Source organism: Rathayibacter sp. PhB179 (genome assembly GCF_004345345.1).
Classification (GTDB): Bacteria; Actinomycetota; Actinomycetes; order Actinomycetales; family Microbacteriaceae; genus Rathayibacter; species Rathayibacter festucae.
The window spans coordinates 302,781-328,780 of record NZ_SLVD01000005.1; the positions used below are offsets into that span (position 1 = coordinate 302,781).

Consider the following 26,000-nt stretch of genomic DNA (forward strand, 5'->3'; position numbering starts at 1 on the left):
CGGGGTCGGGTGGGGGCTCGTGCGGTGCTGGATCAGCCGGTGAAGTCCGGCGGCACCTTGGCCCCGATCACCGGCCGCACGGTCGGGAACTCGGCGATCCGCAGCCGCGCGGTGCCGTAGGGCACGAGGTCGATGGTGTTGATCCAGCGCGCTGGCGCGGGACCGTCGACCGGGTGGCTCGCGCTCGCCCCGTCGCGGGTCCACTCGGCGAGGTCGCGGATGCCGACCGCGTGCACGCGAACGGGCGGGTCCGCGCGGTCGAAGGGCACGTCGCCGACCGGCGACCGGCGCACGTCCCACTCCTCGAGCGGGACCGGGGCGTCCGGGTAGAGCGCCTGGTTCCAGGAGCGCTGCGGGAAGACCTCCCACTCGCCCATCCCGCGGGCCTCCGGCACCGGACGCCAGTACTCGTCGGGCGTCGCGACCATGACCAGAGGTCCGACCCGCACGCCGACGGCCTGGCGCTCGCGGCGGATGCGGCGCGGGCTCATCGGGAGGTGCAGGACGACCTCGTCACCCTCGGCCCAGAGCCGCTCGACGGTGACGTAGCCGTCGTCGTCGGGAGTGGCGCCGAGAGCCTCGCCGGCGACCGCGAGGTCGAACGAGGTCGCCCAGCCCGGGACGCGCAGCAGGAGCTTGATCGGCTCCGTCGTCGTGGACGAGACCACGCGGAAGGTGACGGTCTCGGTGAAGGGGTAGTCCGTGACCTCCTCGATGACCAGCTCGCCGCCGCCGATGCTCGCGCGCACCTCGCTCGGCCCGTAGGCGGTGACGGCCAGCGCGTCGTCTCGCCGCAGCCACAGCGCCGCGACGAACTTCGGCCAGCCCTGGTGGTAGTTCGCCGTGCAGCAGCCGAAGTGCGGCTCGAAGCCGAAGACGTTGGCCCCGTTGGTGCTGTAGGACCAGTCCCGGTCGGCGGTCGACGCCTCGATCTGGTTCGCCTGCTGGTGGTACTGGTGCGCGACCATCCGCGGGTCCGACGAGGCGGGCAGCAGGTTGTAGGCGGCCCCCTCGAGGAGGTCGGAGTACTCCGAGCGGCCGGTGACCCTGGCGGCGATCGCCATCGTGAACATGTACTCGACGATCTGGCAGGTCTCCACGCCGCGGTTGGCCTCGCGGCCGGCGAGCCACTCGTCCCCGGAGAAGAGGCCGTGCACCTGCCCGTGCCAGCGGTCCAGGTTGGCCAGCGCGCGCTGGGTCGCCTCGTGGGCGTCGCCGCCGAGCATCAGAGCGCGGACCGCCGGGTTCTTCAGCGCCATCGCGACGTTCGGCCCGTGCGTGCGGTGGTCGAAGTACATCGCACGTCCGGTGATCAGGCCGTCCGAGAAGGCGTCGTCCCAGTCGGGTCCCTGGCCGAAGAGCAGCTCGGCCAGGCGCGTCCACTCGTCCCGCGGGGCGCGCTCGTGCACCCAGGCCAGGGCGAGGACGTTCTCGGCGGCGCGCGCGGCGGCCCAGTCGTGCAGCGGCCGGGCCGGCAGCTCGCGCAGCTGGTGCTCGAAGTAGCGCTCGAGGAAGGGGAGCACGCGGGCATCGCCGGTGACCTCCGCGTGCTGCTGCAGCACCTTGGCCGCGACCATCCGGGGCCACCAGTCGTCGTTGCCGGCCGGGCCGAACTGCCCGTCCGGCCGCTGGCTGGCGAGCATCCACTCGATCCACTTCTGCGTGCGCTCGATCAGGACGTCGTCGTCGAGCAGGTGCGCGAGCGGCACGAGGCCGTCGAGGTAGTAGGGGCCGCGCTCCCAGCTCTCGCCGGGCCCGCCCAGCCAGCCGGAGTCGGGACCGAGGTCCTTCCAGATCTCCTCGATGTGTCCGGAGAGGCCGTCGGCCTGGATGCGGAGCTGGCGGCGCAGCCAGCCGGCGGGACGCACCGACCCGAGGGGGAGCGCGTCGAAGGAGGCGTGAATCGTCACAGGTGTTTCCTCAGTTCGTGAAAGGGCGTGGAAGAGGTCAGCCGCGCAGGGCGCCCTCGGTGAGACCACCGATGTAGAAGCGCTGCAGCAGCAGGTAGAGGACCAGGCAGGGCAGGATCGCGACGGTGGTGCCGGCCTGCAGCAGCCCCCAGTCGATCGATCCGTACGCGCCGGTGCGGATGTTGACGAGCATCACCGAGAGGGTGAACGTCGAGCCGTCGTTCAGCAGCAGGAGCGGGATGAAGAACTCGTTCCAGGACACCAGGAAGGCGAAGAGGGCGACCGTCACCACCCCCGGCAGCACCAGCGGCAGCGAGACCCGGAGGAAGACGGCGATCGAGGAGGCGCCGTCGACCCGCGCGGCCTCCTCCAGCTCCACCGGGATCGCCTCGAAGCTGTTGCGCATCAGGAAGATGCTGAAGGGCAGCTGGAACACCGTGAGCACGAGGCCCACCGCGACGAGGCTGTCCTGCATGCCGGCCCGGGCGAACATGAAGTAGAGCGGCAGCACGAGCGTGGCGTGCGGCACCATCAGCACCGCGATCACCGCGAGGAAGACGAGGTTCTTGCCGCGGAACCGGAAGCGGGCGAAGCCGTAGCCGCCCAGCGTCGCGATCACCATGGTCAGGACGACCGAGACCGTCGCCACGATCAGCGAGTTGCCGACGTACTGGCCGAGCCCCTCGCCGTTCTGCACGAGCTCGTCGTAGTTCGCGGTGCTCCACTCCTGCGGCCAGAGCGTGGGCGGCGCGGCGCTCGCCTCGCCCGGGGTCTTGAACGAGTTGAGCACCGACCAGAGCAGGGGGAAGAGGAAGAGGAACGCCAGGACGATGCCGGTGACGTGGAACGGGACGCCCCGCACCCTCGACCGCCAGCCCTCCCGGCGCCGGGGCGGCTTCGCGTGCAGGGACGGCTCCGGGGGAGTCGTCGCGGGAGGTCGGACGGCGGTGGTGCTCATTTCTCGGATCCCTTCACCAGGCGCAGCTGCACGCCGTTGATCACCACGAGGGCGATGAGCATGATGATCGACAGGGCGGCGGCCTTGCCGAGGTCGAACGAGGTGAAGGCGGTGTTGTAGATCGACATCACCATCGTCACGGTCGAGTTGTCGGGTCCGCCCTGCGTCATGACGGTGAACTGGTCGAAGGCCAGCAGTGAGCCGGTGACCGACAGCACGAGCAGGAGCGCGAGCGTCGGCCGCAGGAACGGCAGGGTGACGAAGAGGAAACGCTGCCACGCGTTGGCGCCGTCCATCAGGGCGGCCTCGTTGACACTCGACGGGATGGACTGCAGCGCGACCAGGAGGATCACCACCTGGAAGCCGACGAACTTCCACACGATCATGAAGGTCACCGCGAGGGTGGCGCTGAGCGGGGTGTCGAAGAAGCCGACCGGACCGTCGACGATCCCGAGCCAGCGGAGAGCCTGGGCGAAGATCCCGACCTGGTCGTTGTAGTTCACGACCCACATCAGGCTCGCGGTCGAGAGTCCGACGACGTAGGGGGCGAAGATCGCGATCCGGTAGAACTTCGCTCCGCGCCGGGTGGAGTTGAGGAACGCCGCGAGCACCAGGGCGAGCACGAAGATCGAGGCGGTCGCCAGCGCGGTGTAGCCGAGGGTGAAGAGGATGGCGCCGATGTAGCCCGGGTCGGTGAAGATGTCGATGTAGTTCCCGATGCCGATCACCGTGGGCGACCCGAGCAGCGGCCAGTCGCTGAGCGACATGAACACGACGATGCCCAGGGGCAGGACGAAGAGGACGAGGATCGTCGCCGCCGTCGGGGCGATGAACGCCCAGCCGGCGAGCTGCTCGCGCGAGGCGGCGGTCCGCCCGCGGGGACGGAGCGCAGGCGCCGTCCCCGCGGGAAGAGTGGTGGTGGCCACGATCAGTAGGCCCCGTCCAGCAGGGACTGGATCGCCGACTGGCCGTCCGCCAGCGCGCCGGACTCGCCGTTGAAGACGACACCGCGCATGGCGGTCAGCCACGGACCGTTCGGGGAGTTGATCGCCTCGCCGTAGGCGAGGGTCGACGGGGTGTAGCCGTTCGCCAGCCCGGCGGTGATGGCGACCAGTCGCGGGTCCGCGGCGGTGTACTCGTTCTCCGCGAGGTCGACGCGGACGGGCAGGTTGCCCGACTTCGCGACGATGTCGACCTGCTGGTCCTCCTCCAGCGTCCACTGGATGAAGTCCCACGAGGCGTCGGCGTTCTTCGAGGTTCCGGAGATGCCGATGACGTCGCCGCCCACGAACGTGCCGGTGCCGCTGCCGTCCGCCGTGGCGAGCGGCATGTAGCCCCAGTCGAAGTCGACGGTCTCATTGACGGACGGGATCGAGTACGAGCCGTTCGGCCAGATGCCCGCCTTGCCCTGCAGGAAGGGCTCCTGCTGGGTGGTGGAGTCGCCGGTCGAGGCTCCGGGCGCGACGAGGCCGTCGGCGTAGAGGCGCTGGTAGAGGCCGAACCAGTCGGCGAGCGCGTCGCTGTCGATGTCCGCGGTCGCGCCGTCGTCGCTGAACGGCACCTCGTCGGCGGCCTTCGCCACTCCGAAGGAGGTGTAGGCGTTGCAGCCGGCGCAGCTGCCGGGGAAGTAGGCGCCGTAGGTGTCGTCGCCGAGCGCGGTGATCGCCTTGGCGGCCTCGTAGATGCCGTCGTAGGTGGTCGGCGGGTTCTCCGGGTCCAGTCCCGCCTTCGCGAAGAGGTCCTTGTTGTAGAAGATGAAGCTCGAGTCGACCTTGTGCGGGACGGCGTAGCTCTTGCCGTCGAAGGTCGAGGCGTCGACGTGCGCCTTGACGAGATCGTCCGCGTAGGGGAGCTCGGCGATGCGGTCGGTGATGTCGAGGTAGACCGACTGCTTGGCGTAGTTGGGGGCGTAGACGACGTCGGACGCGAGGATGTCGGGCAGCGAGCCCGCTCCGGCCGCCGCGCCGACCTTCTGCTGGAAGCTCTCCGAGGCGACGATCGTCAGCTCGATCTGCGTGTCGTGCGACTCGTTGTAGGCGTCGACGAGCGCCTCCGTGTAGTCCTGGGTGGAGGAGCGCGCCCACATCGTGAGCTCGCTCGCCTCGCCGGAGCCGGTGCTGCCGCTCGCCGCTCCGCAGGCGGAGAGCGCCAGGGTCGCGGCCAGGACGGTCGCGCCGCCGACCGTGAATCGCGTCGGTCTGTTCATGATTTCTCCTCTTCGAGATGACAGGGCCGTGGGCCTCACCCAGTGTCGGAGTCGGGATGCGCACAAAGCAAAACTTTCCCAATCTTTCTCAGATCGACCTTGCGGTGGCGGTGAACAGTGGGAAAACTGACTGCGCAAAGGAGGTGCGTGATGGACGGACAGCGGATCACGCTGGCGCGGATCGCGAGCGAGGCGGGCGTCTCGCTGAGCACGGTGTCGAAGGCGCTGAGCGGAACCGGCCGGATGCGGGGCGAGACGCGCGAGCACATCGAGGGCGTCGCCCGCCGGCTGGGCTACGACCAGGGCGTCTCCCGCCGCGAGGTGCGCATCACCCGCGCGTACACGATCGGCCTGCTGACCACCGACAGCTTCAGCCGCTTCGCGATCCCGCTGATGCTCGGCGTCGAGGACGCTCTGAGTGCGGGTCAGATCTCGGTGCTGCTCGCGGACGGCCGCGGCGATCCCATCCGGGAGAACCACCACCTGCAGACCTTCCTGGCCCGGCGGGTGGACGCCGTGATCGTCACCGGCCGGCGCGCCGAGACCCGGCCGCCGATCGCCATCTCGACGCGGGTCCCGGTCTGCTACGTCCTGGCCCGGTCGCAGCAGCCCGACGACCTGTCGATCGTCATCGACGACGAGCACGGCGGACGGCTCGCCGTCTCGCACCTGCTCGCTCTCGGCCGCCGCCGGATCGCCTACATCTCCGGTCCGCAGAAGCACCTGGCCGCCCGGCTGCGCTACGCCGGCATGCTCGACGAGCTCGCCGCGGCCGGGGTCGCCGCCGAGGACGTCACCGCGATGTGGGGCAGCTGGAGCGAGGCCTGGGGGCGGCAGGCCGCCAGCATCCTCACCCGCGACGGGCGGCCCTACGACGCCGTCTTCTGCGGGAGCGACCAGATCGCGCGCGGCGTGGTCGAGCAGCTTCAGGAGGACGGCGTGCGGGTGCCCGAGGACGTCTCCGTCGTCGGCTTCGACAACTGGGACGTGATGGCGCTGGCCTCCCGTCCGCCGCTGACGACGGTCGATCCGCGGCTCGACGAGCTCGGGCGCCTCGCCGCCGAGTCGGTCCTGGCGATGCTCGGCGGCGAGCAGCGGCGCGGTGTCCTGCCGCTCGAGTGCGAGCTGGTCGTCCGCGAGTCGACGGCGGTGATCCCGGCATGACCGGACCCGGCACGACCGAGCTGCCCGACCCGCTGATCCGGCCGGAGACGCGGCACCGGCTCTCCGACCACGTGCACCTCGTCCCCGACGGCTCGCGGGCCCGCGTCCCGAACGTCGGCGTCGTCGTCGGCGAGCGCAGGGCCCTGGTCGTCGACACCGGGATGGGCGCGGAGAACGGCGCGAGGGTCCTCGCCGCCGCGCGGTCCGTCGCGGGGGAGCGCCCGCTGCTGCTGCTGACCACCCACACCCACCCCGAGCACGATCTCGGTGCCGGCGCCTTCCCCTCCGACGTCGTGCTGCTGCGCGCGCGCAGCCAGGTGCGCGAGCTCGAGACGACCGCCCCGGCGGTGGCCGACGACTTCCGAGCGGCGTCCCCGCACTACCGGCGCCTGCTCGAGGGGGCGGTGTTCCGGCCCGCCGACGTCGTCTTCGACGACACGATCGAGCTGGACCTCGGCGGAGTCGCGGTGCTGATCACCGCCATGGGGACGAACCACACCGAGGGCGATACCGCCGCCTTCGTGCGGGAGGACCGCGTGCTGTTCGCCGGCGACCTCGCGATGGCCGGTGCTCCGGCGTTCGCGAGCCCGCACTCGCGCATCGGACCGTGGCTGCGGAGCCTCCAGCGGCTGCGCGCCATGGCACCCGCGATCATCGTCCCGAGCCACGGTCCGATCGGCGGTCCGGAGCTGATCGACGGTTACGACGCTCATCTGCGCCGCGTCCTGGATCGCGTGGTGCAGCTGCGCGCCGCGGGAGTGGCGCCCGACGAGGTCCTCCGGACCGTCGTGGCGGAGCGCGCCGGGGATTTCGGCGACACGGGAAGGCTGGAGGGCGCCGTCCGGGCGGCCCTCCGCGAGGACGAGGACGAGAGGACGGGCGGGAGCCGATGAACGACGAGACAGCGGACGAGGGACGGACGGACGAGGGACGCACGGACGACGGCCGGACGGACGACGGCCGCACGGACGACGAGGCGCTCCTCCGGGGCGACGGCGGACTCGAGCGGCTGTGGACGGGGGCCGTCTGGAGCGAGGGTCCGCTCTGGATCCCGGCCGAGGGGGGCCTGCGCTGGAGCGACATCCCGAACGACCGGATCCTGCAGTGGGACAGTGCGACCGGGGAGACCTCGGTGCACCGCGAGGGCGTGGAGTTCACCAACGGCCGGCTGCTGGACGCGGACGGGAGCGTGGTGCAGTGCTCGCACGGGCTGCGCCGCCTGGAGCGCGAGCGGCCGGACGGCACGGTCGAGGAGCTCGTCTCGAGCTGGGACGGCGGACGGCTCAACTCGCCCAACGATGTCGCGGTCGCGCCCGACGGCTCCTACTGGTTCACCGATCCCGACTACGGCATCCGGCAGCCGGCCGAGGGGCACCCGGGCGAGCGCGAGTACGGGGCGCGCTGGGTCTTCCGCTGGACCGCCCGGGACGGACTCGCGCCGGTCGTCACCGACATCGTGCAGCCGAACGGCATCGCCTTCTCACCGGACGGCGCGACCGTCTACGTGACCGACAGCGCGCGCGGCCTGGAGGACGGTCCCGGCCACTGGATCCGCGCCTACGACGTGGTCGACCGGGGAGCCGGCGCCCGCGACGGCCGCCTCTTCGCGGTGATCGAGCACGGCCTGCCCGACGGGATCGCCGTCGACGAGCGCGGCCGGGTGTGGTCCTCCGCCGGAGACGGCGTGCACGTCTTCGCCTCGGACGGCGCCGAGCTGCTCTTCGTGCCCGTGCCGGAGGTCGTGGCGAACGTCTGCTTCGGCGGGCCGGACGACACCGACCTCTTCATCGCCGCGACCACCAGCCTGTACCGGCTGCGGACGCGCACGCGGGCACCGCAGGCCTGATTCTGCCGCCGACGGAACCCGGGCGCTGCGGCGATCCGTCCTCGGCAGAGCAAAACAACATTTGTGGTTTAGTGGCTCGGGCCGAGAGGATGGACGCATGTCGAGAATCCTGTTCACCGCCGTCTCCGCCCACGGTCACGTCCTGCCGATGGCGCCGCTGATGGAAGCGGCTCTGGAGAGCGGTCACACCGTGGCCCTGATCGCGAGTGCCGACCTGCGTCCCCTGCTGGAGTCGGACCTTCCCTTGGGAGTCGAGCTGCTGCCGGCGGGACCGATGCCGCTCGAGCTCGCCACGCTGGCCGCTGAGCGCACGCAGGGGGACCTGATGCAGCCGACCGTGGAGGGCATCGGCGAGACGTTCGGCGGTGTCCTGCTCGACCTGTCCCTCCCTGCGGCGATACCGGCCGCTCGGTCGTGGATGCCGGACGTCGTCGTCGCAGACGTCTTCAACTCGGTCGGGCCGTTCCTGAGCGCCCTCCTGGACGTGCCGTGGTGGAGGTTCAGCATGACCGTGCACCCGCCGACCTCCTGGATGGAGGCGATCGCCGAGTCCGCGGGGGAGCGCTACCGCTCCGCCGGCCTCGAGCCGCGCGACCCCGCCGGGACCGTGCAGATCTGGCCGGAGGAGCTCACGGTGGGGGAGGACCCGACGTGGTCGGACGCGCCCGTGCACGACATGGCGTTCTCCGCCCATCGAGGGCGCGGCTCCGGCGAGGCGCCGGAGGCGCCGGCGACGGGGCGACCCCGCGTGGTCGCGAGCATGGGGACGATCTTCTCCGATGCCGGCGCACTGGGAGAGCTGGCCGCCCGTCTGGCGGAGGCGGGCGTGGACGCGGTCGTCACGACCGGTCTCGCGCTCGGAGAGAGCGTCGTCGGATCCGACGACCGGTCGGTGACCTGGGTGCCGTTCACTCCGATCGACGGGCTCCTGCGCGGAGCTTCCGCGATCGTCACCGTGGGAGGAGCGGGCACGGTGCTGGCCGCGCTGGCGCACGGTGTCCCCCTCGTCCTCTGGCCCCACGGTGCCGACCAGCCGCTGATCGCCGAGCGCGTCGAGGCGACCGGCGCTGCGATCGGGATCGCCGGACTCGACGAGCTCCCCGGCGCCCTGCGCCGCCTCCTGGCCGACTCGGACCACGCAGCGCGCGCCGGCGCCGTCGCCGAGAGCAACGCCTCGCGCCCCGCTCCGGCCGCCGTGCTGCAGCGGATGCTGGAGAGTCGATGACGGCCGGAGCGAGCCACCCGATGACCACGCGTCGCCGGGAGCGCTGTGCCGGACGCTGACACCGTCTCGCCGACGCACACGTCCCGCTCCTCGGCGTCGGAAGCGCTCAAGGAGCGCATCTACGTGACGTTCACCGCCCTGGTCGTCACGGTCTCCTCGGCGCGCGACGTCGACCACGCGTCCGTGCGGAGCGCGGCGGTGACTCTCGCCGTCACCGTGTTCGGCACGCTGCTCGCGGTGTTCGTCGCCGATCTGACGGCGTCGATGATGACGCGAGGCGTCCTGCCCCGCGGCGCCGAGATCCGGCACATGCTCTCCGTCAGCTTCGGCTCCCTGCGCGTCATCATCGCTCCCGTCCTCATCCTGTGCGTGAGCGCCTCCGGTGCCCTGGCTCTTCCCGAGGCGCTGCGTCTCACCGCGATCGTGCTGGTCGCGACCCTGATCGTCATCACGCTCCTCGCCGTGCTCCGTGTGAAAGCCGCCCTCGGGACGAAGCTGCTCGTCCTGACCGGTGTCGGTGCACTGAGTGCGGCGGTGCTCATCGTCGAGCTGTCCCTGCACTGAGCGGCTGCGGAGGTGGTCAGAGCAGCATCGCGCCGACGGCGACCGCCATCAGAGCGGGTTCGAGGGCGGCGATCCGCTCGCGGGCCGACAGCCGCTCCCGAGCCGCGCAGCGCACGACGGTGAGCGCGAGCCCGCCAGCGACCACGACCACGCCGAGGGCGGTCACGACGACTCCGAGGCCGAGAGCCGCGTGCGCGTGCTCGCCCGAGGCTGCCCCGGGGTGACCGACGAGGAGGGCGCCCATCGCCAGCGCGGCCAGCCCGCGGTGGACGCGCGACGCGGTCGCCGTCGCGCCCACGGCACTCCGGTCGGCGGCGACCGAGCCCACGCCCATCACTGCGACGGCGACCGCCCAGAGCAGGGGTGGCACGACGCCGACCGTGCTGTTGTCCGTCATCGCGGCCAGCATCAGCAGGGCGGAGGCCCGCATCCACCCGCGACCCGCCCGGTGCGGATCGACGATCGTGCAGCAGGCCGCCAGCAGCGAGGCGCCGAGCATCGCGCCGGTGACGAGGGCGGGCACGGCGCTCAGTGCGCGTGAGCCGCGGCGTCGCCGCCGTGGCCGGTGCCGTGGTGCTGTCCCGGCGCGCAGTGGTCCGCGCTCGCGGTGGCGGGCACGTCGAGCGTGGGGTTGCGGTCGAAGAAGCCGTCGGGCTTGAGCACGAACCCGGCGGTGTCGACGGGCATGATCGGCCAGTCCTCCAGCCGCGGGAAGTGGGTCAGGCCGAAGGTGTGCCAGAGCACGAGGTCCTCGCCCAGCAGCGGCCGGTCGCCGCGGACGTAGTGCGGGAGACCCGCCCCTCCCGGGTTCTGGTTCACGATCGCCCCCGCGGCCCACAGCTCGTCGCGGTCGTACTGCGTCACCCAGAGGTGCTTGGTCGAGAAGCCGGCCCGCGCTCGCGCGGAGGAGTCGTCGGCGGCGGCGAGCACCGGCCGCCCCTCGGGGTGCAGGACGTAGGCGGGGGAGTGCCCCATCCGGTTGGTCGTCTCCGTCGAGCGGATGCTCCACACCCGTCCGGCCGCGGTGTCCGCGAGCCGCTGCGCCTCGGACTCGCTGGCCAGCGGAGTGACCCTGCGGGCGAGGGCGTTGCCCCACGGGTTGCCGGGGCCGCTCGGCACCCGCTGGACCTCGATCTCGTCCACCGCGTTCGCGACTCCGTCGACCGTCATGTCCAGCCGCGCGGAGAAGAGGTGCTGGTGGAACGGCGCACCGAGCCCGGGCGCGAGCTCGGAGGCGTACGGGTAGTCGCCGCCCGGATGCCCCGACGCGAAGACGATGCCGGTGGCCTTGCTCTCGAGCTCGATCGTGCCGTCGAGCGAGAGGTACCAGTAGAAGCCGTAGTCGTAGTTGCCGACGGTGACGAAGAAGGAGATCACGAGGCGGCGCTGGCGCCGCGTCTCGCTCGTGCCGGAGAAGTCGTCGGTGTGCTTCCAGAGGATGCCCGCGTCCTCCTCGTGGATGCAGATCGCGTTCCGGATCGTCGTCGGCGCGCCGAGATCGTCGACGACGACGGCATCGAGGTAGCTGATCTCGCCGACGCAGTCGCAGCCGAGCTCGAGCGAGTTCGCCAGGCGCCCGAACTGGTACTCGCCGACGTCGAAGTAGTTCTGCCAGGCGTGCGTCGGCGTGGGGTCGCCGTAGGGCACGACCATCTCCGAGATCGACCCGCGGTACATGATCGGGCGCTTCCGGCCCTGATCCTCGTAGGACAGCTGGTGCAGGGTCAGACCTTCGCGGCCGTTGAAGCCGATCCGCACCTCCCAGTTCTGCCAGCGCAGGACGTTCCCGTCGAGCTCGAAGGACACCCCCTCGGGCTGGGTGATGCTGATGGGCTTCAGGGTGGTCCGCTCCGGGCCGCGGACCACAGGGTCGAGGTAGTCGCCCGATTCCTGCGGGACGTGCATCACGTCCGTCTCGACCACCCGGAGGACCCGTCCGTGGGTGAGGTCGATGTGGGCGACGACGCCGTCGATCGGGTGCGCCCACACCGAGTCGGTCGGGTACTCCTGCCAGAAGGCCAGCACCCGGTAGACGCGCACGCCCACCTCGTCCTCGTAGCCGTAGACACCGGCCGAGAGCGGGACCGTCCGCACGCGGTCGAGCTCGGTGACGCCGCGGCGGGCGAGCGCCTCGACCCAGCGCGCGTCCGCCTTCACGAGCGCGTCGGCGGCGGGGAAGTCCTCGTTCAGCGAGGGCCCCCAGCCGGTGACCGCGGGATCGAGGCGCTCGACCGCCACCGCTCCGCTGACGAGATCGACCACGACCTGGCTGAGCGTGTTCGCGGCGAGATCGGTGAGCAGCGCGGTGACCTCGCGGGGCGGCACCGCGCCCGCCTCGAACGCGAGGACGTCGCGCTTGTGCGGCTCGCGCAGCAGCACGGAGGCGAAGCGGGTCGACGCGCCGACGAGCCCCGCGCCCTCCAGGACAGCGCGGAAGCGCTCGATCTCGGCCGCGTGCAGCGGGTCGAGGGGATGGGCGGCGACGGGCGTCCACTCGGTGGCGGAGGTGGACGGGGTGGCGGTGGACGTGTCGACGGTGTCGAGGGTCGAGGTCATGAACTGCTCCAGAGGGTCGGTGCGGAGGGAGGAAGGGTCAGACGCCGGTCGTGGCGCGCGGAGCGTCGATCGGCGCCGCCGGTTCGCTGAGGTCGAACCGCACGAGCGCCCAGCGCAGCGGGTGCGCTCGGCGCACCCGGATCGCCACGAGGACACCGAGGGCGAGGGCGAGGAGCGGACCGCCGGCGAGGGTCGCGTTGAGCACCGGGTCGGCCGAGCCGGTCAGGGCCGGGAAGTTCGTGACGGCGAGCACGAGGACGGCGACGAGCCCGATCAGAGCGAGCACCGGGGCGACGACCGTGTTCCAGACCCGGCGGTCGAGACGGGTGCGGGCGAAGAAGGCGATCACGGCGACCGAGGCCAGCACGAACAGCAGGATGATCCCGATCGCGCCGACCGAGGAGATCCAGGTGAACACCTGGAGCAGCGGGTCCCAGCCGCTCGCCGTCCAGACCCCGAGCAGGAGGACGGAGATCACCGTCACCACCACCGAGGCGCGGTGCGGCGACCCGTGCGCCGCATGGGTGCCGGCGAGGGAGGCGGGGAGGAGGCCGGTCCTGCCGAGCGAGTGCAGGTAGCGGCTGACCACGTTGTGGAAGGAGATGACGCAGGCCAGCAGGCTCGTGCAGAGGAGCACGGCGATCGTCTCGGCGAGCCAGGAGCCGACGTAGGTGGTCGCGGTCAGCTGCAGCAGGTCGCCCGTGTGCTCGAGGGCGAGCCCCTTGAGGCCGCCGGTGCCCCAGGCGACCACGAGCGCCCAGGTGGCGAGCGTGTAGAAGACTCCGATCGCGAGGACGGCGGCGTAGGTGGCGCGGGGGATGGTCCGCTTCGGATCCCGGGCCTCGTCGCGGAAGATCGCCGTCGACTCGAACCCGGTGTAGCCGCCGAACGCCATCATCACGCCGAGGCCGACCGGCCCGGAGAGGACCACGGCGGGGGAGAACGAGGCGACGGTCACCCCCTCCGCCTCGCTCCCCCCGCCGGCCAGGACCGCGACGGCCAGCACGACGATCACCAGGACCTCGAGGACGAGCAGCACGCCGAGGACCTTCGCGGACAGGTCGATGTCGCGGTAGCCGAGGAGGCCGACGACGGCGATCGCGAGAGCCGACCAGAGCGTCCACGGGGTCCCGGTGACACCGAGCCCGTCGAGCAGAGCCGAGGTGGAGAAGCCGAAGAAGGCGTAGATCGCGGTCTGGATGGCGAGGTAGGTGAAGAGCGCGAGGAACGCGGCGCCGCTGCCGGCGACCCGGCCCAGGCCCGCGCCGATGAAGGAGTAGAACGCTCCGGCGTCCTTGATGTGGTGGGCCATCGCGGTGAAGCCGACGGCGAAGAGCAGCAGCACGACGCCGGCGATGAGGTAGTTCGCGGGGACGCCGCCGCCGTTGGTGAGCGCCATCCCGATCGGGCTGGCGGCGACGACGGTGAGCGGGGCCGCCGCGGCGACGACCATGAAGACGATCGCGGTGGGTCCGAGCGACCCGCGCAGGCGGGCGGGTTCGGCGACGGGAGTGTCGACGGGCATGACCATGGGGAGCCTCCAGGGCTGAGGGAGGAGCAGGGCTGAGGGAGGAGCGGGAGGCCGGCGGCGACATCGGCCGGCGGGGGAGGAGGAACGGCGTGCGAGGAGGAGCGGGCACGGATCCCGGGAGGAGCATCGGGAAGCGTTGACCGCCACGTTATTGAGCTACCGCTCAACAACGGTTTCGATCCTGTTACGGTCGCGTGAACGTCGTCGGCGGCCGCCGAGGACAGCGGCGGCGTCCCTCCCGCTGTGCCGCGAGAATGGACCCATGCCCAAGATCGTCGACCACGACGCCCGGCGTCGCGCCGTCGTCGACGCCCTGCTGACCATCGCCCACCGCGACGGCCTCGAAGCCGCGACCTCGAGGGCCATCGCCGCCGAGCTCGGCGTGGCGACGGGCTCGCTCTGGCACTACTTCCCGAACTTCGACGCCGTCCTCTCCGGAGCCTTCGATGCTGTCTTCGAGCGCACGAACGCGCGCATCGCTCAGCGCACGGCCGAGCTCTCCGGGCTCGAGGCACTGCGCGCGATGATGACCGAGATCCTGCCGCTGGACGAGACGACCCGCTCGGAGGCCCGGCTGGTCGTCTCCTTCTGGGGCCGCGTCGCCGTCCTCGGCCCGGCCGCAGGCGCGGCGCCGTCCGTCGACGGGGAGTGGCGGATCACGCTCCTGCAGCGGCTGCGGGAGGCCGTCGCGCTCGGCGAGATCGCCGCGGAGGCGCCCCTCGAACCGGTCGTCGACCTGCTGCTGTCGGTCGCGTCCGGCCAGCAGGTCGAGTGGGTCACGCGCGGCTCGGTCATCGAGCCCGAGCGCCAGCTCGCCCTCGTCGAGGCGGTGCTGAGCCCGCACCGGCGGTGAGTCGAGTCGTGGAGTCCGGGCTCACGCCCGGAGGCACGAGCAGGGGGCGCGGCGACCGAGGTGCCTCAGGATCACGGCACTCGCAGCTCGTGCAGCGGATCCCTGCTCGCCGCCCTCTGAGCGGGGAGAAGCGCGGCGACGACGGAGACCACGATCGCCAGAGCGCCCGTGGCGACCAGGAAGTCGACGCCGGGAAGCGGGTCGCCGCCAGCCACCAGGAGCACGGCGGAACCCGCCGTCCCCAGCAGAGCGCCGACCGTCGCGACGAGGAGGACCTGACACACGACGAGCAGGACGATGAGGCCTCTCGTGGCGCCGAGAGCCCTTCGGCGTCCGAAGTCCTTGCGTCGCATCAGGACGAGACCGTACTGCGTCGCACCGACCAGGACCGCGCCCGCGCCGGCGATGAGACCGACGAGATCTCGGCCGAAGCCCCCGAGAGTGCCCTCGAGAACGGCACGCAGGTCCGCGTACCGAGCGCTCGTGGTCACGGTGACGCCCTGCGGGTCCGTCGGAGCCAGAAGGGAGCCGATCGCTCGCGTCAGCGGGCGGATCATCTCGGGTTCCGAAGCGATGACGATCAAGGAGCCCACACTCCCGGTCGAGGACGGAGGCATCGGGACCAGGACGGACGGGCCGAGGAAGGACAGGTACTCGGACGAGGTGAAGGTCCCGACGACGTCGACCCCGGCTCCACTGCCCGTCGAGACCGAGCCGGTCTCCTCGGCGAAGCCCAGTGCCGCGAGCGCCTCCTCGGACCCCCACGCCGACCCGCTGGGAGAGCGCGCCGCATCGATGCCCAGCTCTGCGAAGTCGGAGGACCACGCCGATCGAAGAGCGACCTTCCTCCCCTCCGCGATCCGGGAGTTCCCGACGTCAGTGGCATCCGAGAACGCCGCCGCCCACTGCACTCCGGAGAGTCGGGAGATCCTCTCCAGTGCGTCCGACGACAGGCCCGCCTGCACCTCTGCTCGGACCAGGATGGAACGGGTTCCCGCCGAGTCCACCGTCGCGAGAACGCTCTGCTCCGCTCCCACGGTCCGCCCGGTCGTCAGAACGATCCCGGCGCACATCGCCACCACCATCACCAGGGTGAGGAGGGAGGTCACCGGTTGCGCGAGCGAGGAGGCGAGGGCCTCCCGGAGCACGGGCAGGACGAATCTCCGCTTCACAGGCGGATCCTCCGATCGCAGGAGGCGACGACCGTCTCGTCGTGCGTGACCACGATCACCGAGGATCCCGAGCGGGCGCGCTCTCGCAGTGCGTCGACGACCACCGCCGCGGAGTCCGGATCGAGATTCCCCGTCGGCTCGTCCGCGAGGAGGATCGTCGGATCGTTGATGAGTGCCCGGCACAGTGCTATCCGCTGCGCCTGGCCGCCGGAGACCTGGTGGGGTCTCGCCGAGGCGCGCAGGGCGACCCCGAAGCGCTCCATCAGCCCGTGCGCCGCGAGTTCCACAGCCGAGTCCCTGCACCCGCGATAGAGAGCCGTCTCGACGATGTTGTCGAGGACCGTTCTCGTGGGATCCAGAGCGGCGTCCTGGAAGACGAACCCGATGTTCTCGGCTCGGTACTCCGACCTCGACCGATCGCTCATGCCACTCACATCGACGCCGTCGATCCGGACGCGTCCCGATTCCGGAGTCGCCATCAGGCCCAGGATGTAGAGCAGGGTCGACTTGCCCCTCCCCGACGAGCCGGTGATCGCGACCATCTCGGAGTGCTTCACGACGGCACTGAAGTCGGTCAGTATCCGAGGACCTCGTCGATAGCGGAAGCCGATGCTCTCAGCAGTGATCATCGGGGTGCAGCGTCATCGCCGTGCACACGCACTACCGTGCCCTCCGCGAGACCGGTCACGACCGAGACGCCCTTCGCGGCAGCGACGACCTCCACGGGATGCCTCCCGCCGGCCGAATCGGTCACTTCGAGATCCCCGTTCACGTCGGTCCGGATGCTCGCGGTCGGGACGGTCAGGCCGGACGTCTCGGGTGTCGTCGTGAGGAGGACGGGGAGGAGGGTGTCCTGAGTCACATCGAGATCCGCGCACGATTCGCCGCAGATGATCTCGCCGTCCACGCCGGCGAGCGCGATCGACACCCCGACCTCGGGCTTCACCTCCTGGACCGCCGTGACCGCCCGCCAGGGGCCGTCCGGTCCGGTGATCTCCGCCGCGACTCCCACGCCGATCTGAGCGGCCTGCGCCGCTGTCGCCGTGACGGAGAACGTCGGCGTCTTCGGCAGCGTCCTCGCGACGACCTCGCCGCCCGAGACCACGGCTCCCCGGGTGATGAGGGTCTCGTCGACGACCAGCCGGGTCGGCACCTCGGGCACGAAGACCAGGTCACCGCGTCGGACGACGCCGTCCACCGGGAATCCCGCAGCCTTCTGCCACTCCTTGATCGCGGCCGCGGTGCGCGGTCCCGGTGCACCGTCCGCAGCGCCGCGGTAGTACCCGAGGTCGCCCAGCAGCTCCTGCAGCTGCTCCACGTCCTCGCCCTCGCTCGTCCCGTCGATGTCCCGGAACGCGGGGATCACGCCGCGCGCGAGAACCACAGGCCGAAGGTCCACGGTGTAGAGCTCCTCGCCCTGGTGGGCGACTTCGCCGGGCACATGACTCACCGTCGTCACCGTGCCCTGCGCCGAATTGGTCCCCGCGGGGGACTGGGTCCAGTGGGCGGTCGCCACCAGGTTCACCGACGCGCCGACAGCACCGGCGCGAGCGACAGCGGTCGTGTAGTCGGTCACCGGCACGACCTCCTCTGCAGGCGTGAAGATCACCGCTCCGGCCCAGACACCCGCCGCGGCGGCCAGCACCACCAGGCAGGAGGCGAGAGCGGCGACGGGAGAGAGAAGACGTCTCCGAGGCGATCGATCGTCCTTCACCAGCACAGTCCTTTCACCAGCACAGTCCTTTCACCAGCAGAGTCCTTTCGCCAGCAGAGGCCTTTCGCACGGAGATCGGTCGGAGGACGGCTGTCACCCTCCGACCGACCACGCCTGATCAGCGATTGCTGATCGAGGCAGAGATTTCGATCACTGGTAGCAGCTCGCGCCCGAGCTGTTCAAGGTCGCCGTGCCGTTCGTTCCCACACTCCAGCTCGAAACGCCGCGGTACCCCGACTGAGAGAATGTTTTGTACGTGCCAGGAGTATCCTTGGACGAACTGAAATCCTTGCCGAAAGTCCGGCCGTCGGTCGACGTGTATCCGTGAAGAATTCCGCCGTCCCCCTTGTTCGACGTCGAATAGACCGCCGTGATACCGACAGTCCGTATGCCACCGCAGGAATAGGATGCGGCGTTGGCCGCCGCAGGAACTATCAGCACTGCCGCAATGCCTCCGATCAAAGCGAGTGCTGCTGTAGGAAGCAGTTTTTTCATTGTGTTCTCCATTCAGTTCGTGCCACGACATCCGTGACAGGGGTGAAGCGGTCGTAGTGATCAGGCATGTGGAGCAGCGAGGCGCTCATCACTCCCCGAAGTAGCCCCGAGGGGTCTGCGGGCAGTCGGTATTCACGGCGAGCCACTGCGTGTTCCCGGTCGGCTCATAGCTGAGGTAGGGATTCCACGCCTCGCCCGAATTGATGGTGTCGCGGAAGGTCTCGTAGGTGGGCGCCTCCGGCACGTCGATGCCATGACTCTCCAGGCACTCGGTGAGGTCGTACGCGTAATAGTGGTAGAGGTACTCGTACTGCGCCTCGGTCGGAGCCGTGTCGAATCTCGGATCCCTCGGGTACTGCGCTCTGCACACGAACAGGGCGATGTCGTGAGTCTGCGTCTGCTCCGTGGGGAAAGAACCGTAGTTGAGGCCGCCGTCGGGATCGGCCTTCGTCTCCGGGAAGCCGGCCGAGACCATACAATCCGCAATCGATGACGTCGACTCCGAGGGATTCACGGTGCGGATCACGTCGACCTCCGGTCGGACCGCGGTCGGATACGTCACCGCCAGCAGCTCCCAGGCGGCGTCCTGCTTCTCGGCCAGCGCGCGCTCCACCTCGGCAGCCGGGAGCGGCGGCACGGTCGGCTTCGGCGGCGCAGCGTCTCCCGCTGAGCACGCGGCGAGCGATGCGACGATGGTGACGGTCCAAACGACGGCAAGAGCCCTCGTCGCCGATGATCGCAGCGAGTTCTCAGTACGGATCCTCATGTGTCTACCTCCACTGAGAGACCATACTGATATGGCCAGCGTCCCCGCCCGATTGGCGCGAGACGCGGCGACCTCGTCGCGGTCCGACCCCGATCGCGTCAGGAGACCGTCAAGTTTCCGGACAGGCCACCGAGAATGCGGTAGAGATGCCCCTGGGCTCGCCGCGACGCGGGGCGCCGACGGCGGAGACGCCGCAGCTCCCTCGCCGCCCCGAGATCCGTCCCACCCGGAACCCTTGATGATCGGACCATCATGTCGACGACGACGACGACCCCCACCAGCCTCCGACGCTCCGTGTCGAACACGTTGAAGGGGTCAGCGGGCAATCTCGTCGAGTGGTTCGACGTCTACGTCTACTCCGTCTTCGCCGTCTACTTCGAGTCGCAGTTCTTCGCTCCCGGCGAGAAGAACTCGACCCTCTACATCTGGGCCATCTTCGCGGTCACCTTCCTCATGCGGCCGATCGGCTCCTGGTTCTTCGGCCGCTTCGCGGACCGGCACGGGCGCCGCCTCGCGCTCACGGTCTCGGTCTCCGTGATGGCCGCCTGCTCCCTCCTCGTCGCGTTCGCGCCGACGGCCGAGTCGATCGGCGGGGGAGCGGTGGTCCTCCTGGTGCTCGCGCGCCTGCTCCAGGGCTTCGCCACCGGCGGGGAGTACGGGACGAGCGCCACCTACATGTCGGAGGCGGCGATCCCCGGTCGGCGCGGCTTCCTCTCGTCGTTCCACTACGTCACCCTCGTGGGCGGCCACGTCCTCGCTCAGCTGACGCTGCTCGTCATGGTGCTGACCCTGCCTGACGAGGCGATCTCGGCCTGGGGCTGGCGGGTGGCCTTCGGCATCGGCGGCGTCGCCGCGGTCGTCGTGTTCTGGCTCCGCCGCACCATGGACGAATCGCTGGCGACGACCCGGATCGACGCCGTCAGAGCAGGGGAGTCCCGCCGGAGCGGCTCGATGCGGGAGCTCCTCGTCCACCAGTGGCGGCCGCTGCTGCTCTGCTTCGCGGTGACGATGGGCGGCACGGTCGCCTTCTACACGTACTCGGTGACCGGTCCGAGCATCATCAAGAGCGCGTTCGCCGGAGACGACGTCGTCACGGGCACCGTCATCAACCTCATCGCCCTGACGACGCTGATGCTCCTGCAGCCGCTCGGCGGCTGGCTCTCGGACCTCATCGGCCGGAAGACCCTCCTGGTCTTCTTCGGGATCGGGGGAGTGCTCTACACCTGGTTCCTCCTCACCGCCCTGCCGCAGCAGACCGCCCCGCTCGCCGCCTTCGCGATCCTGGTCGGCGGATTCGTGATCCTCACCGGCTACACCTCCATCAACGCCGTCGTGAAGGCGCAGCTGTTCCCCACGCACGTGCGCGCCCTCGGGCTCGGCTTCGGGTACGCGCTCGCCAACTCGGTCTTCGGCGGCACCGCGCCGCTGCTCTACGCCGGCGCGCTCGGCGCCGACCAGGTGCCGGCCTTCATCGGCTACGCGACCGCCGTCATCGCCGTCTCCCTGGTGGTCTGCGCGGTGTTCCTCCGCAACACCGGGCCGAACTGGCTCGACGACGAGGCCGCGATGCGGCTGCGGGAGGAATCGAGGCGTCCGTCCTGACGGTGGCGGCCGGGCTCGGAGTCGTGCCGCCTCCTGGAGCTCGTGGGAGGCCGAGCAGCAGAGCGTCCTTCGAGCGTAAGTGATGGAGGAGGCCGGTCGTGCTGAGCTCCGCCCTCTGAGCGACGGCGCTGACGGTCACGCCGGCGAACCCCTCGAGGTGAGGCAGGCGAGAGCGGCGTGCAGGATGCGCTGTCGCGTCGCGCGACCGGCGAGGTAGCGAGCTCGGGGACGGCGCTCGCCCCGCCCGGTCGTGAGGACCGGACGGGGCGCGGGCGGGGGAGTGCGGATCACGGTGGGTCAGACGCGGGCGAGCGCCGCGCGCCGGTTCAGCTCGGCCTCGACGCGGCGGACGTCGCGCGGGTACACGAGGTAGAGCGCGCCGAGCACGACCGCATTGAGGAGCATGGCGCCGACGAGGACGTAGAGGAACACGCCCTGCAGACCGAGGGTGAGCGCCAGCGTTCCGGCACCGAGGGAGAAGACGGCCCAGCCCACGGTCTCGAAGACGGTCAGCCAGATTGCGAACGCTTGGCCCCGCAGCTCCGGGAGGACGACGGAGGAGACGATCGGGCGGTTGACCGGCGGGTTCATGCCCTGCGCGAGGCCCATCAGGGCCCAGAAGACGCTGTAGACGCCGATGTTCTCGTGCGGCTGCTGCGTGGCGAAGAACGCGGCGACCGCGAAGAACACCTGCGCCAGCTGGATGAACGCGACGCGGCCGCGGAGGCCCAGCGTGCGGTCCAGCACCGGGATCGTCCATCCGCCGCCGATCGTGCCGACGATGTAGCCGAGACCGAAGGGGAGCAGCACGAGAGCGGCGACGGGGTTCTCGAAGCCGCGCTCGACGACGAGGAACTGGATCCCGAAGATGGTGATGAGCAGGTGCCCGGACAGCAGCCGGGAGAGCATCATGATCGAGAACGTCGGGATCGTGAACAGCGACAGCACGGACCGGATGGTGACCTTCTGCTTGGCGCGCTCGCTCTCGTCCAGGGTCGCGAGCTGGGCTTCGGAGGCGCCGACACCGGGGTCGCGGAACACCAGGCGCACCAGGATTCCGGACAGGATGCAGACCGCGCCGATCGTCCACATCCCGTACCGCCAGCCGTCGGTGAGACCCGTGAACAGGGCGATGGCGGGGCCGACCACGGAGGCGATGCCGCTGACGCCGCCGTAGAAGTAGCCGACCGCCTTCGAGCGGTTCGCGTCGTCGAAGGAGTCCGAGATGACGGCGTTCGCGATGGGGGAGCCGCCGATGAGGCTGGCGGACATCAGCGTCGCGAAGATCAGGAGCTGGATCCAGTCCTGCGAGAAGCCCGCGGCGATGCCGAACGTCCCGCCGATGACGGTGGTGAGGACGAGGGCGGCGCGGCGCCCGATCCTGGAGGCGAGCCACACCCAGAAGGGCCCGGCCGGGACCGCGATCACCTTGCCCGCGGCGGCGAGGACGCCGAGGTGCCCGCTGTTCAGGCTCAGGGCTGCGGCGATGGAGGGGAACAGGGTGGTGGTGAGGCCGGCCTCGGTGTTGTCGACGACGGTGACGCCGGTCAGGGTGGCGAGATTGCGCCAGCGGTGCGGCACCTTCACGGGGGCGGCGGGGATGCCGGTCGGAGCGCTGGTGGTGGTGGGCAGGGAGGTGTTCATCAGGAGGTCCTGTCTTCGTCGTCAGGTGCAGAGGGTGCACCGCAGGGCGGCGCCACGCAGGTGGTGACGCCGCTCGGGGATGCGAGGGGAGTGGCGCCGGTAGGATCGGCCGGCGGAAGGGACGCCTTCTCAGGCGGTGACGGGGACGAGCTTCGTGAGTGCGTCGCCGAGGGCGAGGAGCTGTGCGGCGGTCAGGGCGGCCGATCGGGCGAGGTCGAGGACGCTCATCCCGATCGGAACGGAGACGGGTTCGGTGGAGACGAGCCCCGGGACGTGCGCCTCGAGCGCGGAGCGGGCTCCGGGCACGGCGAGGAGGTCGACGAGGGGCAGCAGGAGCAGCCCGTGAGCGGCGAGATCCTCCGCGCGCGGAAGGGGCTCCGCCACGGCCGCGGCACGCTCTCGCTGGGCGCGCACGAGCAGGTGCTCCCTGCCCGGCTCGCCCTCGGCCGGGAGACCGAGTCGGGTGAACTGCGAGCCGGGAGCGTCGGCGGCGCGCAGGGCGTCGACGAGCAGCCGCATCATCCGCAGCTCGGCCTCGTCGTCCACGAGCGGGTGCTCCTGGCCGGGGTCGGTCGAGAGGTCGAAGAGGAGGGTGCCGTGCTGCCACGGGTTCATCCACCCCGGCGTCGCAGGCATCCGCATCGTGCGGACGCCCTTCGTGAAGGGGAGTGGCTCGGACGGCTCCCAGGCCGTCAGCTCCGCCGGCGCGAACCGGGAGCGCATGTGCGTGGGCATCAGCGTGTACTCCTCTAGCGGAGTGTTGGACCGATCCGCCGCCGCGCGCATATAGACGTAGCGGCCGTCGGTCACGTTGACGTGACCCCCGTGGATCCCGAACAGCACCGAGTCGCGGGTCAGCGCCTCCTCCTGCAGGGCGAGGTCGATGCCCTGCATGTCGGGGGTGGGCTCCAGATCGAAGAAGCGCAGCAGGGTCGGCGCGATGTCGATGGTCTGCGCGAGCTCCCCGCGGCGGGTGTCGCGCTCGGCCGTGCGCGGGTCCCAGAGGAACATCGGCAGATGCACGAGCTCGTTGTACCAGGGCTGGACGGACTTGGCCCACCAGCCGTGCTCGCCGAGGAGGAAGCCGTGGTCGGTGTTCACGATCAGCATCGTGTCGCCCCACAGATCGTGCTCGTCCATCGCGTCGAGCACCCGGCCCAGGGATCGGTCGCACATCGAGACCAGCGCCGCGTACTCGAGGCGGGCGTGCTCGACCTGCGACTCGGGCTCGGTCACCTTCTGGTAGCCCGGCCAGTCGAAGACGGGTCCGTCGTACTCGTGCGGGTACCTGTCCTTGTACTGCTGGTGCGCGAAGAACGGCTCGTGCGGATCGAACAGCTCGATCTGCAGCATCCATCGGTCCGCGTCCGCGTTCGTGTCGAGGAAGTGCAGCCCCGCGTCGACGGTGAGCGTCTGCGAGTGCTCGGCATCGGTCGGCATGTAGGAGCGGTTGACGACGTCCTGGCGCAGCATCCGCTGATGCACCGGCGCGGACGGATCGACCTCGGACACGTGTCCCTTCCAGGGGTCGCCCTCCTGGCCGCGGAAGAACTCCCAGGTCGAGTAGCGCGTGTGATAGGTCGCACCGCCGTCCTCCCAGTAGTGCGGATGGTCGCTCGCCAGGTGCGTGTGCACGCCGGCGTCGCGCAGCAGCTCCGGCATCGAGTCGTCGAACGGCTCCAGAGGACCCCAGGACCGGTGCAGGAAGTTGTAGCGGCCGGTGTGCATCTCCCGGCGCGCCGGCATGCAGGGCATCGAGCCGGCGTAGAAGTTGTCGAAGGTCGCCGCGCGCGCCGCGAGACGGGCGAAGTTCGGGGCGTCGACGATCGTGTCGGCGTACGGCGAGAGCAGGTGGCGGTTGAGGCTGTCGAACATCAGCACGATCGCCTTCACAGTTCTGCTCCGATCCCCGTGGCGAGGGGCGGAAGCGAGGGGAGGGGTGCACCCTCCGGCGCGTCGAGGAGGAGCGACCGCAGAGCGATGCAGCGGGCGACGTGCGCGTCCTTGGACTGGGCGCCACCCTGGTGCTGCCATTCGGCGACCAGCTCGGCCAGCTCCGGATCGAAGGGGATCGAAGTCTCGACCTCGGACCGGCGGTCGCGGTTGCGGTACAGCGCGATCTCGTGCTGCCGCGCCTCGATCTCGACGTCGAGCAGATGCAGCAGCTGCTCCCGGGTCATGAAGCCCGCGAAGGTGATCCGGACGCCCAGGTCGGGGTCCTCGAACCGCGTCGGCGGCGTGTAGGGACCGGTCAGCCAGTCGAGGAAGATCGTCGAACCCTCCTCGGTCACCCGGTAGGTCTTCGCATCGGTGGCACCGGGCCGGCTCTCGACGGTGTGGCTCACCCAGCCGCGATCCTCCATGCCGGCCAGTGCGCGGTAGACCTGGCTCATCTGCGTATTCGAGCGCAGGAAACGGCCGTGCGTATCCATGAACTTCTTCAGTTCGTACCCGGTGCTCGGGTGCCGCAGCAGCACTCCGAGAAGAACGTTCTCGAGCTTCATCGTCTCGCCTCTCCGCATCACGACTCCGTGATCTCTTGGGGAGACCATGACACAAGTGGAACTGACCCGTCAAGGATTCCATTCACTTTGTGTCACGCTCAGCGGGAGCGCGGCCGCTTCACGCGCGCCCGAGCACATCTCGCCGCAGCGATCTCCCACTGATGGCCGAGAGCGTGCGACAGGAGGCGCCGGAGACCCCGCCGGATCGGCCGTGTCGGATTCCTCGAGTGCTCGGTCGGTGGTGCGGCGCGCCTTCCAATGCCGGGCGGAGTCCGTCACCCCTCGGATTGCGTCGCGTTGCCCGCTCGTCCTGCGCCCCATGCCGCGCCGAGGCCGAAGAGCGTGTCCACGCCGTAGTGCTCCATCGCGGCGGAGATGCGGCGGCGGCCGGTGCGGGGGTTGATGCCGAGGCGGTTGGAGGCGCTGTCGAGGGTGTTGCCCTGCTGCATCAGGCGCAGGAGCGGCAGCCAGGAGTGCTCGTCGCTGCCCAGCGGGTCCGCGCGCTGCCAGAGCTCGTCGAAGTAGGCGCGGACGATGTTCGCGAGGCCCGCGTGGCGGACTCCGAGCACGCTCGTCGGGGTGGCCTCGCCCCAGACGAAGGGGAGCGCGATGTGGTCGCCGTCGACCCAGAACCAGCCCGGCGGCCGGTCGAGCGAGCGGTACTCGAGCCCGACCCGTCCGTAGACGGCCATCCGCTCGAGCACTCGCGGGTCGGCGGCCGCGGACGAGGGGACGATGATGCGCACCGTGTCCCTCTCCTGCAGGGCGTCACCGAAGCGGACGGCCCGGTCGATCGGCGCCGTCATCAGCCGGTCGATGCTGGCGAACACCGCGACGAGGGAGCCCGACGGGGTGCCGACGAGCTCCCACAGCAGGTCCTCCGCGGCGTAGGGTCCGTGCCGCAGCACCGTGGGCACCAGGTCGGCCGCCGCCTCGCCGGTCGACCAGGCGCGGAGCACGGTGGGCAGGTTCTCGAGGATCTTCTCGATGCCGGACATGGCGTCGTCGGCCGCGACCCGGACCCGGCGGGTGTGCACCGAGACGGCCTCGTTCGCCCAGTCCGCGGGCGGGGGATACGCCAGCAGGTCGCCCGCGCCGCCGATGAGTCCGCGGTCGCGGAGCCGCTGCACGGCCGCCGCGACCTGCGCGGGCTCGAGGTGGGTCGCGAGCACCGCGTCCTCGAGCGTCGCGGGCCGCCCGCGCAGCAGGATGCCCAGCAGGGTCTCGTCGTCCATGACTCCCTCTCGGTGACGAACAGTCCGTCTCGGCACGAGAGTGCCGGGACGAGGA

At 70.6% G+C, this 26,000-nt stretch carries 23 protein-coding genes; 7 read left to right on the forward strand and 16 right to left on the reverse strand.

From position 1 onward, the window contains the following. Positions 1-32: 32 nt before the first annotated feature. From EDF43_RS12685 to EDF43_RS12700, 4 genes are read right to left on the reverse strand one after another with little or no spacing between them, the layout of a single operon-like run. Positions 33-1,910 (reverse strand): beta-L-arabinofuranosidase domain-containing protein, encoded by a 1,878-nt coding sequence (locus tag EDF43_RS12685; protein WP_165909102.1) that lies wholly within the window; start codon positions 1,908-1,910, stop codon positions 33-35. A 37-nt stretch (positions 1,911-1,947) separates the two neighbouring features. Then, the gene (locus EDF43_RS12690; protein ID WP_123737057.1) at positions 1,948-2,868 is read right to left on the reverse strand and encodes a carbohydrate ABC transporter permease; all 921 of its coding nucleotides are present in this window, start codon (positions 2,866-2,868) and stop codon (positions 1,948-1,950) included. Next, positions 2,865-3,794 carry a sugar ABC transporter permease gene (locus EDF43_RS12695; protein WP_243581886.1) on the reverse strand — a complete coding sequence of 310 codons (930 nt, stop codon included), beginning with the start codon at positions 3,792-3,794 and terminating at the stop codon, positions 2,865-2,867. The genes EDF43_RS12690 and EDF43_RS12695 overlap by 4 nt, the downstream gene beginning before the upstream one ends. 2 nt (positions 3,795-3,796) lie before the next feature. After that, a complete protein-coding gene (locus EDF43_RS12700) occupies positions 3,797-5,074 on the reverse strand; it encodes a sugar ABC transporter substrate-binding protein (protein WP_123737056.1) in 1,278 nt (425 codons plus the stop codon). 150 nt (positions 5,075-5,224) lie between these two features. Between EDF43_RS12700 and EDF43_RS12705 the strand changes: the two genes are divergently transcribed. The 5 genes from EDF43_RS12705 to EDF43_RS12725 all read left to right on the forward strand — a co-directional run bounded on the left by EDF43_RS12705 (position 5,225) and on the right by EDF43_RS12725 (position 9,873). Continuing rightward, positions 5,225-6,238 carry a LacI family DNA-binding transcriptional regulator gene (locus EDF43_RS12705; protein ID WP_132437208.1) on the forward strand — a complete coding sequence of 338 codons (1,014 nt, stop codon included), beginning with the start codon at positions 5,225-5,227 and terminating at the stop codon, positions 6,236-6,238. Then, positions 6,235-7,131, forward strand: a complete 897-nt coding sequence (locus tag EDF43_RS12710) for an MBL fold metallo-hydrolase (RefSeq protein ID WP_132437209.1) — start codon at positions 6,235-6,237, stop codon at positions 7,129-7,131. Before EDF43_RS12705 ends, EDF43_RS12710 begins: the two co-directional genes overlap by 4 nt. Continuing rightward, positions 7,128-8,084 (forward strand): SMP-30/gluconolactonase/LRE family protein, encoded by a 957-nt coding sequence (locus tag EDF43_RS12715; protein ID WP_132437210.1) that lies wholly within the window; start codon positions 7,128-7,130, stop codon positions 8,082-8,084. Before EDF43_RS12710 ends, EDF43_RS12715 begins: the two co-directional genes overlap by 4 nt. 97 nt (positions 8,085-8,181) lie before the next feature. Further along, positions 8,182-9,309, forward strand: a complete 1,128-nt coding sequence (locus EDF43_RS12720) for a glycosyltransferase (protein ID WP_132437211.1) — start codon at positions 8,182-8,184, stop codon at positions 9,307-9,309. Between the two features lie 45 nt (positions 9,310-9,354). After that, positions 9,355-9,873: a hypothetical protein gene (locus tag EDF43_RS12725; RefSeq protein ID WP_132437212.1), complete on the forward strand. Its 519-nt coding sequence runs from the start codon at positions 9,355-9,357 to the stop codon at positions 9,871-9,873. Positions 9,874-9,889: 16 nt separating this feature from the next. On the opposite strand, the gene EDF43_RS12730 is transcribed toward EDF43_RS12725, so the two are convergent. Genes EDF43_RS12730 through EDF43_RS12740 form a run of 3 tightly spaced genes read right to left on the reverse strand, consistent with a single transcriptional unit; the run spans position 9,890 to position 13,954 of the window. Further along, positions 9,890-10,396 (reverse strand): hypothetical protein, encoded by a 507-nt coding sequence (locus EDF43_RS12730; protein WP_132437213.1) that lies wholly within the window; start codon positions 10,394-10,396, stop codon positions 9,890-9,892. Between the two features lie 5 nt (positions 10,397-10,401). Beyond that, a complete protein-coding gene (locus EDF43_RS12735; RefSeq protein ID WP_132437214.1) occupies positions 10,402-12,429 on the reverse strand; it encodes a primary-amine oxidase in 2,028 nt (675 codons plus the stop codon). 37 nt (positions 12,430-12,466) lie between these two features. Then, on the reverse strand, positions 12,467-13,954 hold the full coding sequence (locus tag EDF43_RS12740; protein WP_165909103.1) for an APC family permease: 1,488 nt from the start codon (positions 13,952-13,954) through the stop codon (positions 12,467-12,469). Between the two features lie 268 nt (positions 13,955-14,222). On the opposite strand from EDF43_RS12740, the gene EDF43_RS12745 reads away from it, so the two are divergent. Continuing rightward, complete coding sequence (locus EDF43_RS12745; protein WP_132437216.1) at positions 14,223-14,813, forward strand: TetR family transcriptional regulator C-terminal domain-containing protein; 591 nt, start codon at positions 14,223-14,225, stop codon at positions 14,811-14,813. Positions 14,814-14,884: 71 nt separating this feature from the next. On the opposite strand, the gene EDF43_RS12750 is transcribed toward EDF43_RS12745, so the two are convergent. The 5 genes from EDF43_RS12750 to EDF43_RS12770 form a co-directional block, all read right to left on the reverse strand. Continuing rightward, positions 14,885-15,985: an FtsX-like permease family protein gene (locus EDF43_RS12750; RefSeq protein WP_132437217.1), complete on the reverse strand. Its 1,101-nt coding sequence runs from the start codon at positions 15,983-15,985 to the stop codon at positions 14,885-14,887. Then, positions 15,982-16,614: an ABC transporter ATP-binding protein gene (locus EDF43_RS12755; RefSeq protein WP_132437218.1), complete on the reverse strand. Its 633-nt coding sequence runs from the start codon at positions 16,612-16,614 to the stop codon at positions 15,982-15,984. Before EDF43_RS12755 ends, EDF43_RS12750 begins: the two co-directional genes overlap by 4 nt. Beyond that, positions 16,611-17,699: a peptidoglycan-binding domain-containing protein gene (locus tag EDF43_RS12760; protein ID WP_165909104.1), complete on the reverse strand. Its 1,089-nt coding sequence runs from the start codon at positions 17,697-17,699 to the stop codon at positions 16,611-16,613. The genes EDF43_RS12755 and EDF43_RS12760 overlap by 4 nt, the downstream gene beginning before the upstream one ends. 150 nt (positions 17,700-17,849) lie before the next feature. Beyond that, entirely contained in the window at positions 17,850-18,206 is a 357-nt protein-coding gene (locus EDF43_RS12765; protein WP_165909105.1) for a hypothetical protein, read from the reverse strand. Between the two features lie 76 nt (positions 18,207-18,282). Continuing rightward, entirely contained in the window at positions 18,283-18,831 is a 549-nt protein-coding gene (locus EDF43_RS12770) for a hypothetical protein (RefSeq protein ID WP_123741033.1), read from the reverse strand. Positions 18,832-19,212: 381 nt separating this feature from the next. On the opposite strand from EDF43_RS12770, the gene EDF43_RS12775 reads away from it, so the two are divergent. After that, the gene (locus tag EDF43_RS12775; protein WP_132437221.1) at positions 19,213-20,562 is read left to right on the forward strand and encodes an MFS transporter; all 1,350 of its coding nucleotides are present in this window, start codon (positions 19,213-19,215) and stop codon (positions 20,560-20,562) included. Between the two features lie 297 nt (positions 20,563-20,859). Here EDF43_RS12775 and EDF43_RS12785 read toward each other — a convergent pair whose 3' ends face one another. From EDF43_RS12785 to EDF43_RS12800, 4 genes are all read right to left on the reverse strand, one after another. Continuing rightward, positions 20,860-22,206 carry an MFS transporter gene (locus EDF43_RS12785; RefSeq protein WP_132437222.1) on the reverse strand — a complete coding sequence of 449 codons (1,347 nt, stop codon included), beginning with the start codon at positions 22,204-22,206 and terminating at the stop codon, positions 20,860-20,862. 129 nt (positions 22,207-22,335) lie between these two features. Beyond that, positions 22,336-24,099, reverse strand: coding sequence for a sulfatase (locus EDF43_RS12790; protein WP_132437223.1), 1,764 nt, complete (start codon positions 24,097-24,099; stop codon positions 22,336-22,338). Continuing rightward, entirely contained in the window at positions 24,096-24,710 is a 615-nt protein-coding gene (locus tag EDF43_RS12795; RefSeq protein ID WP_132437224.1) for a PadR family transcriptional regulator, read from the reverse strand. Before EDF43_RS12795 ends, EDF43_RS12790 begins: the two co-directional genes overlap by 4 nt. Positions 24,711-24,985: 275 nt before the next feature. Continuing rightward, entirely contained in the window at positions 24,986-25,945 is a 960-nt protein-coding gene (locus EDF43_RS12800; protein ID WP_132437225.1) for a hypothetical protein, read from the reverse strand. Positions 25,946-26,000: the final 55 nt, after the last annotated feature.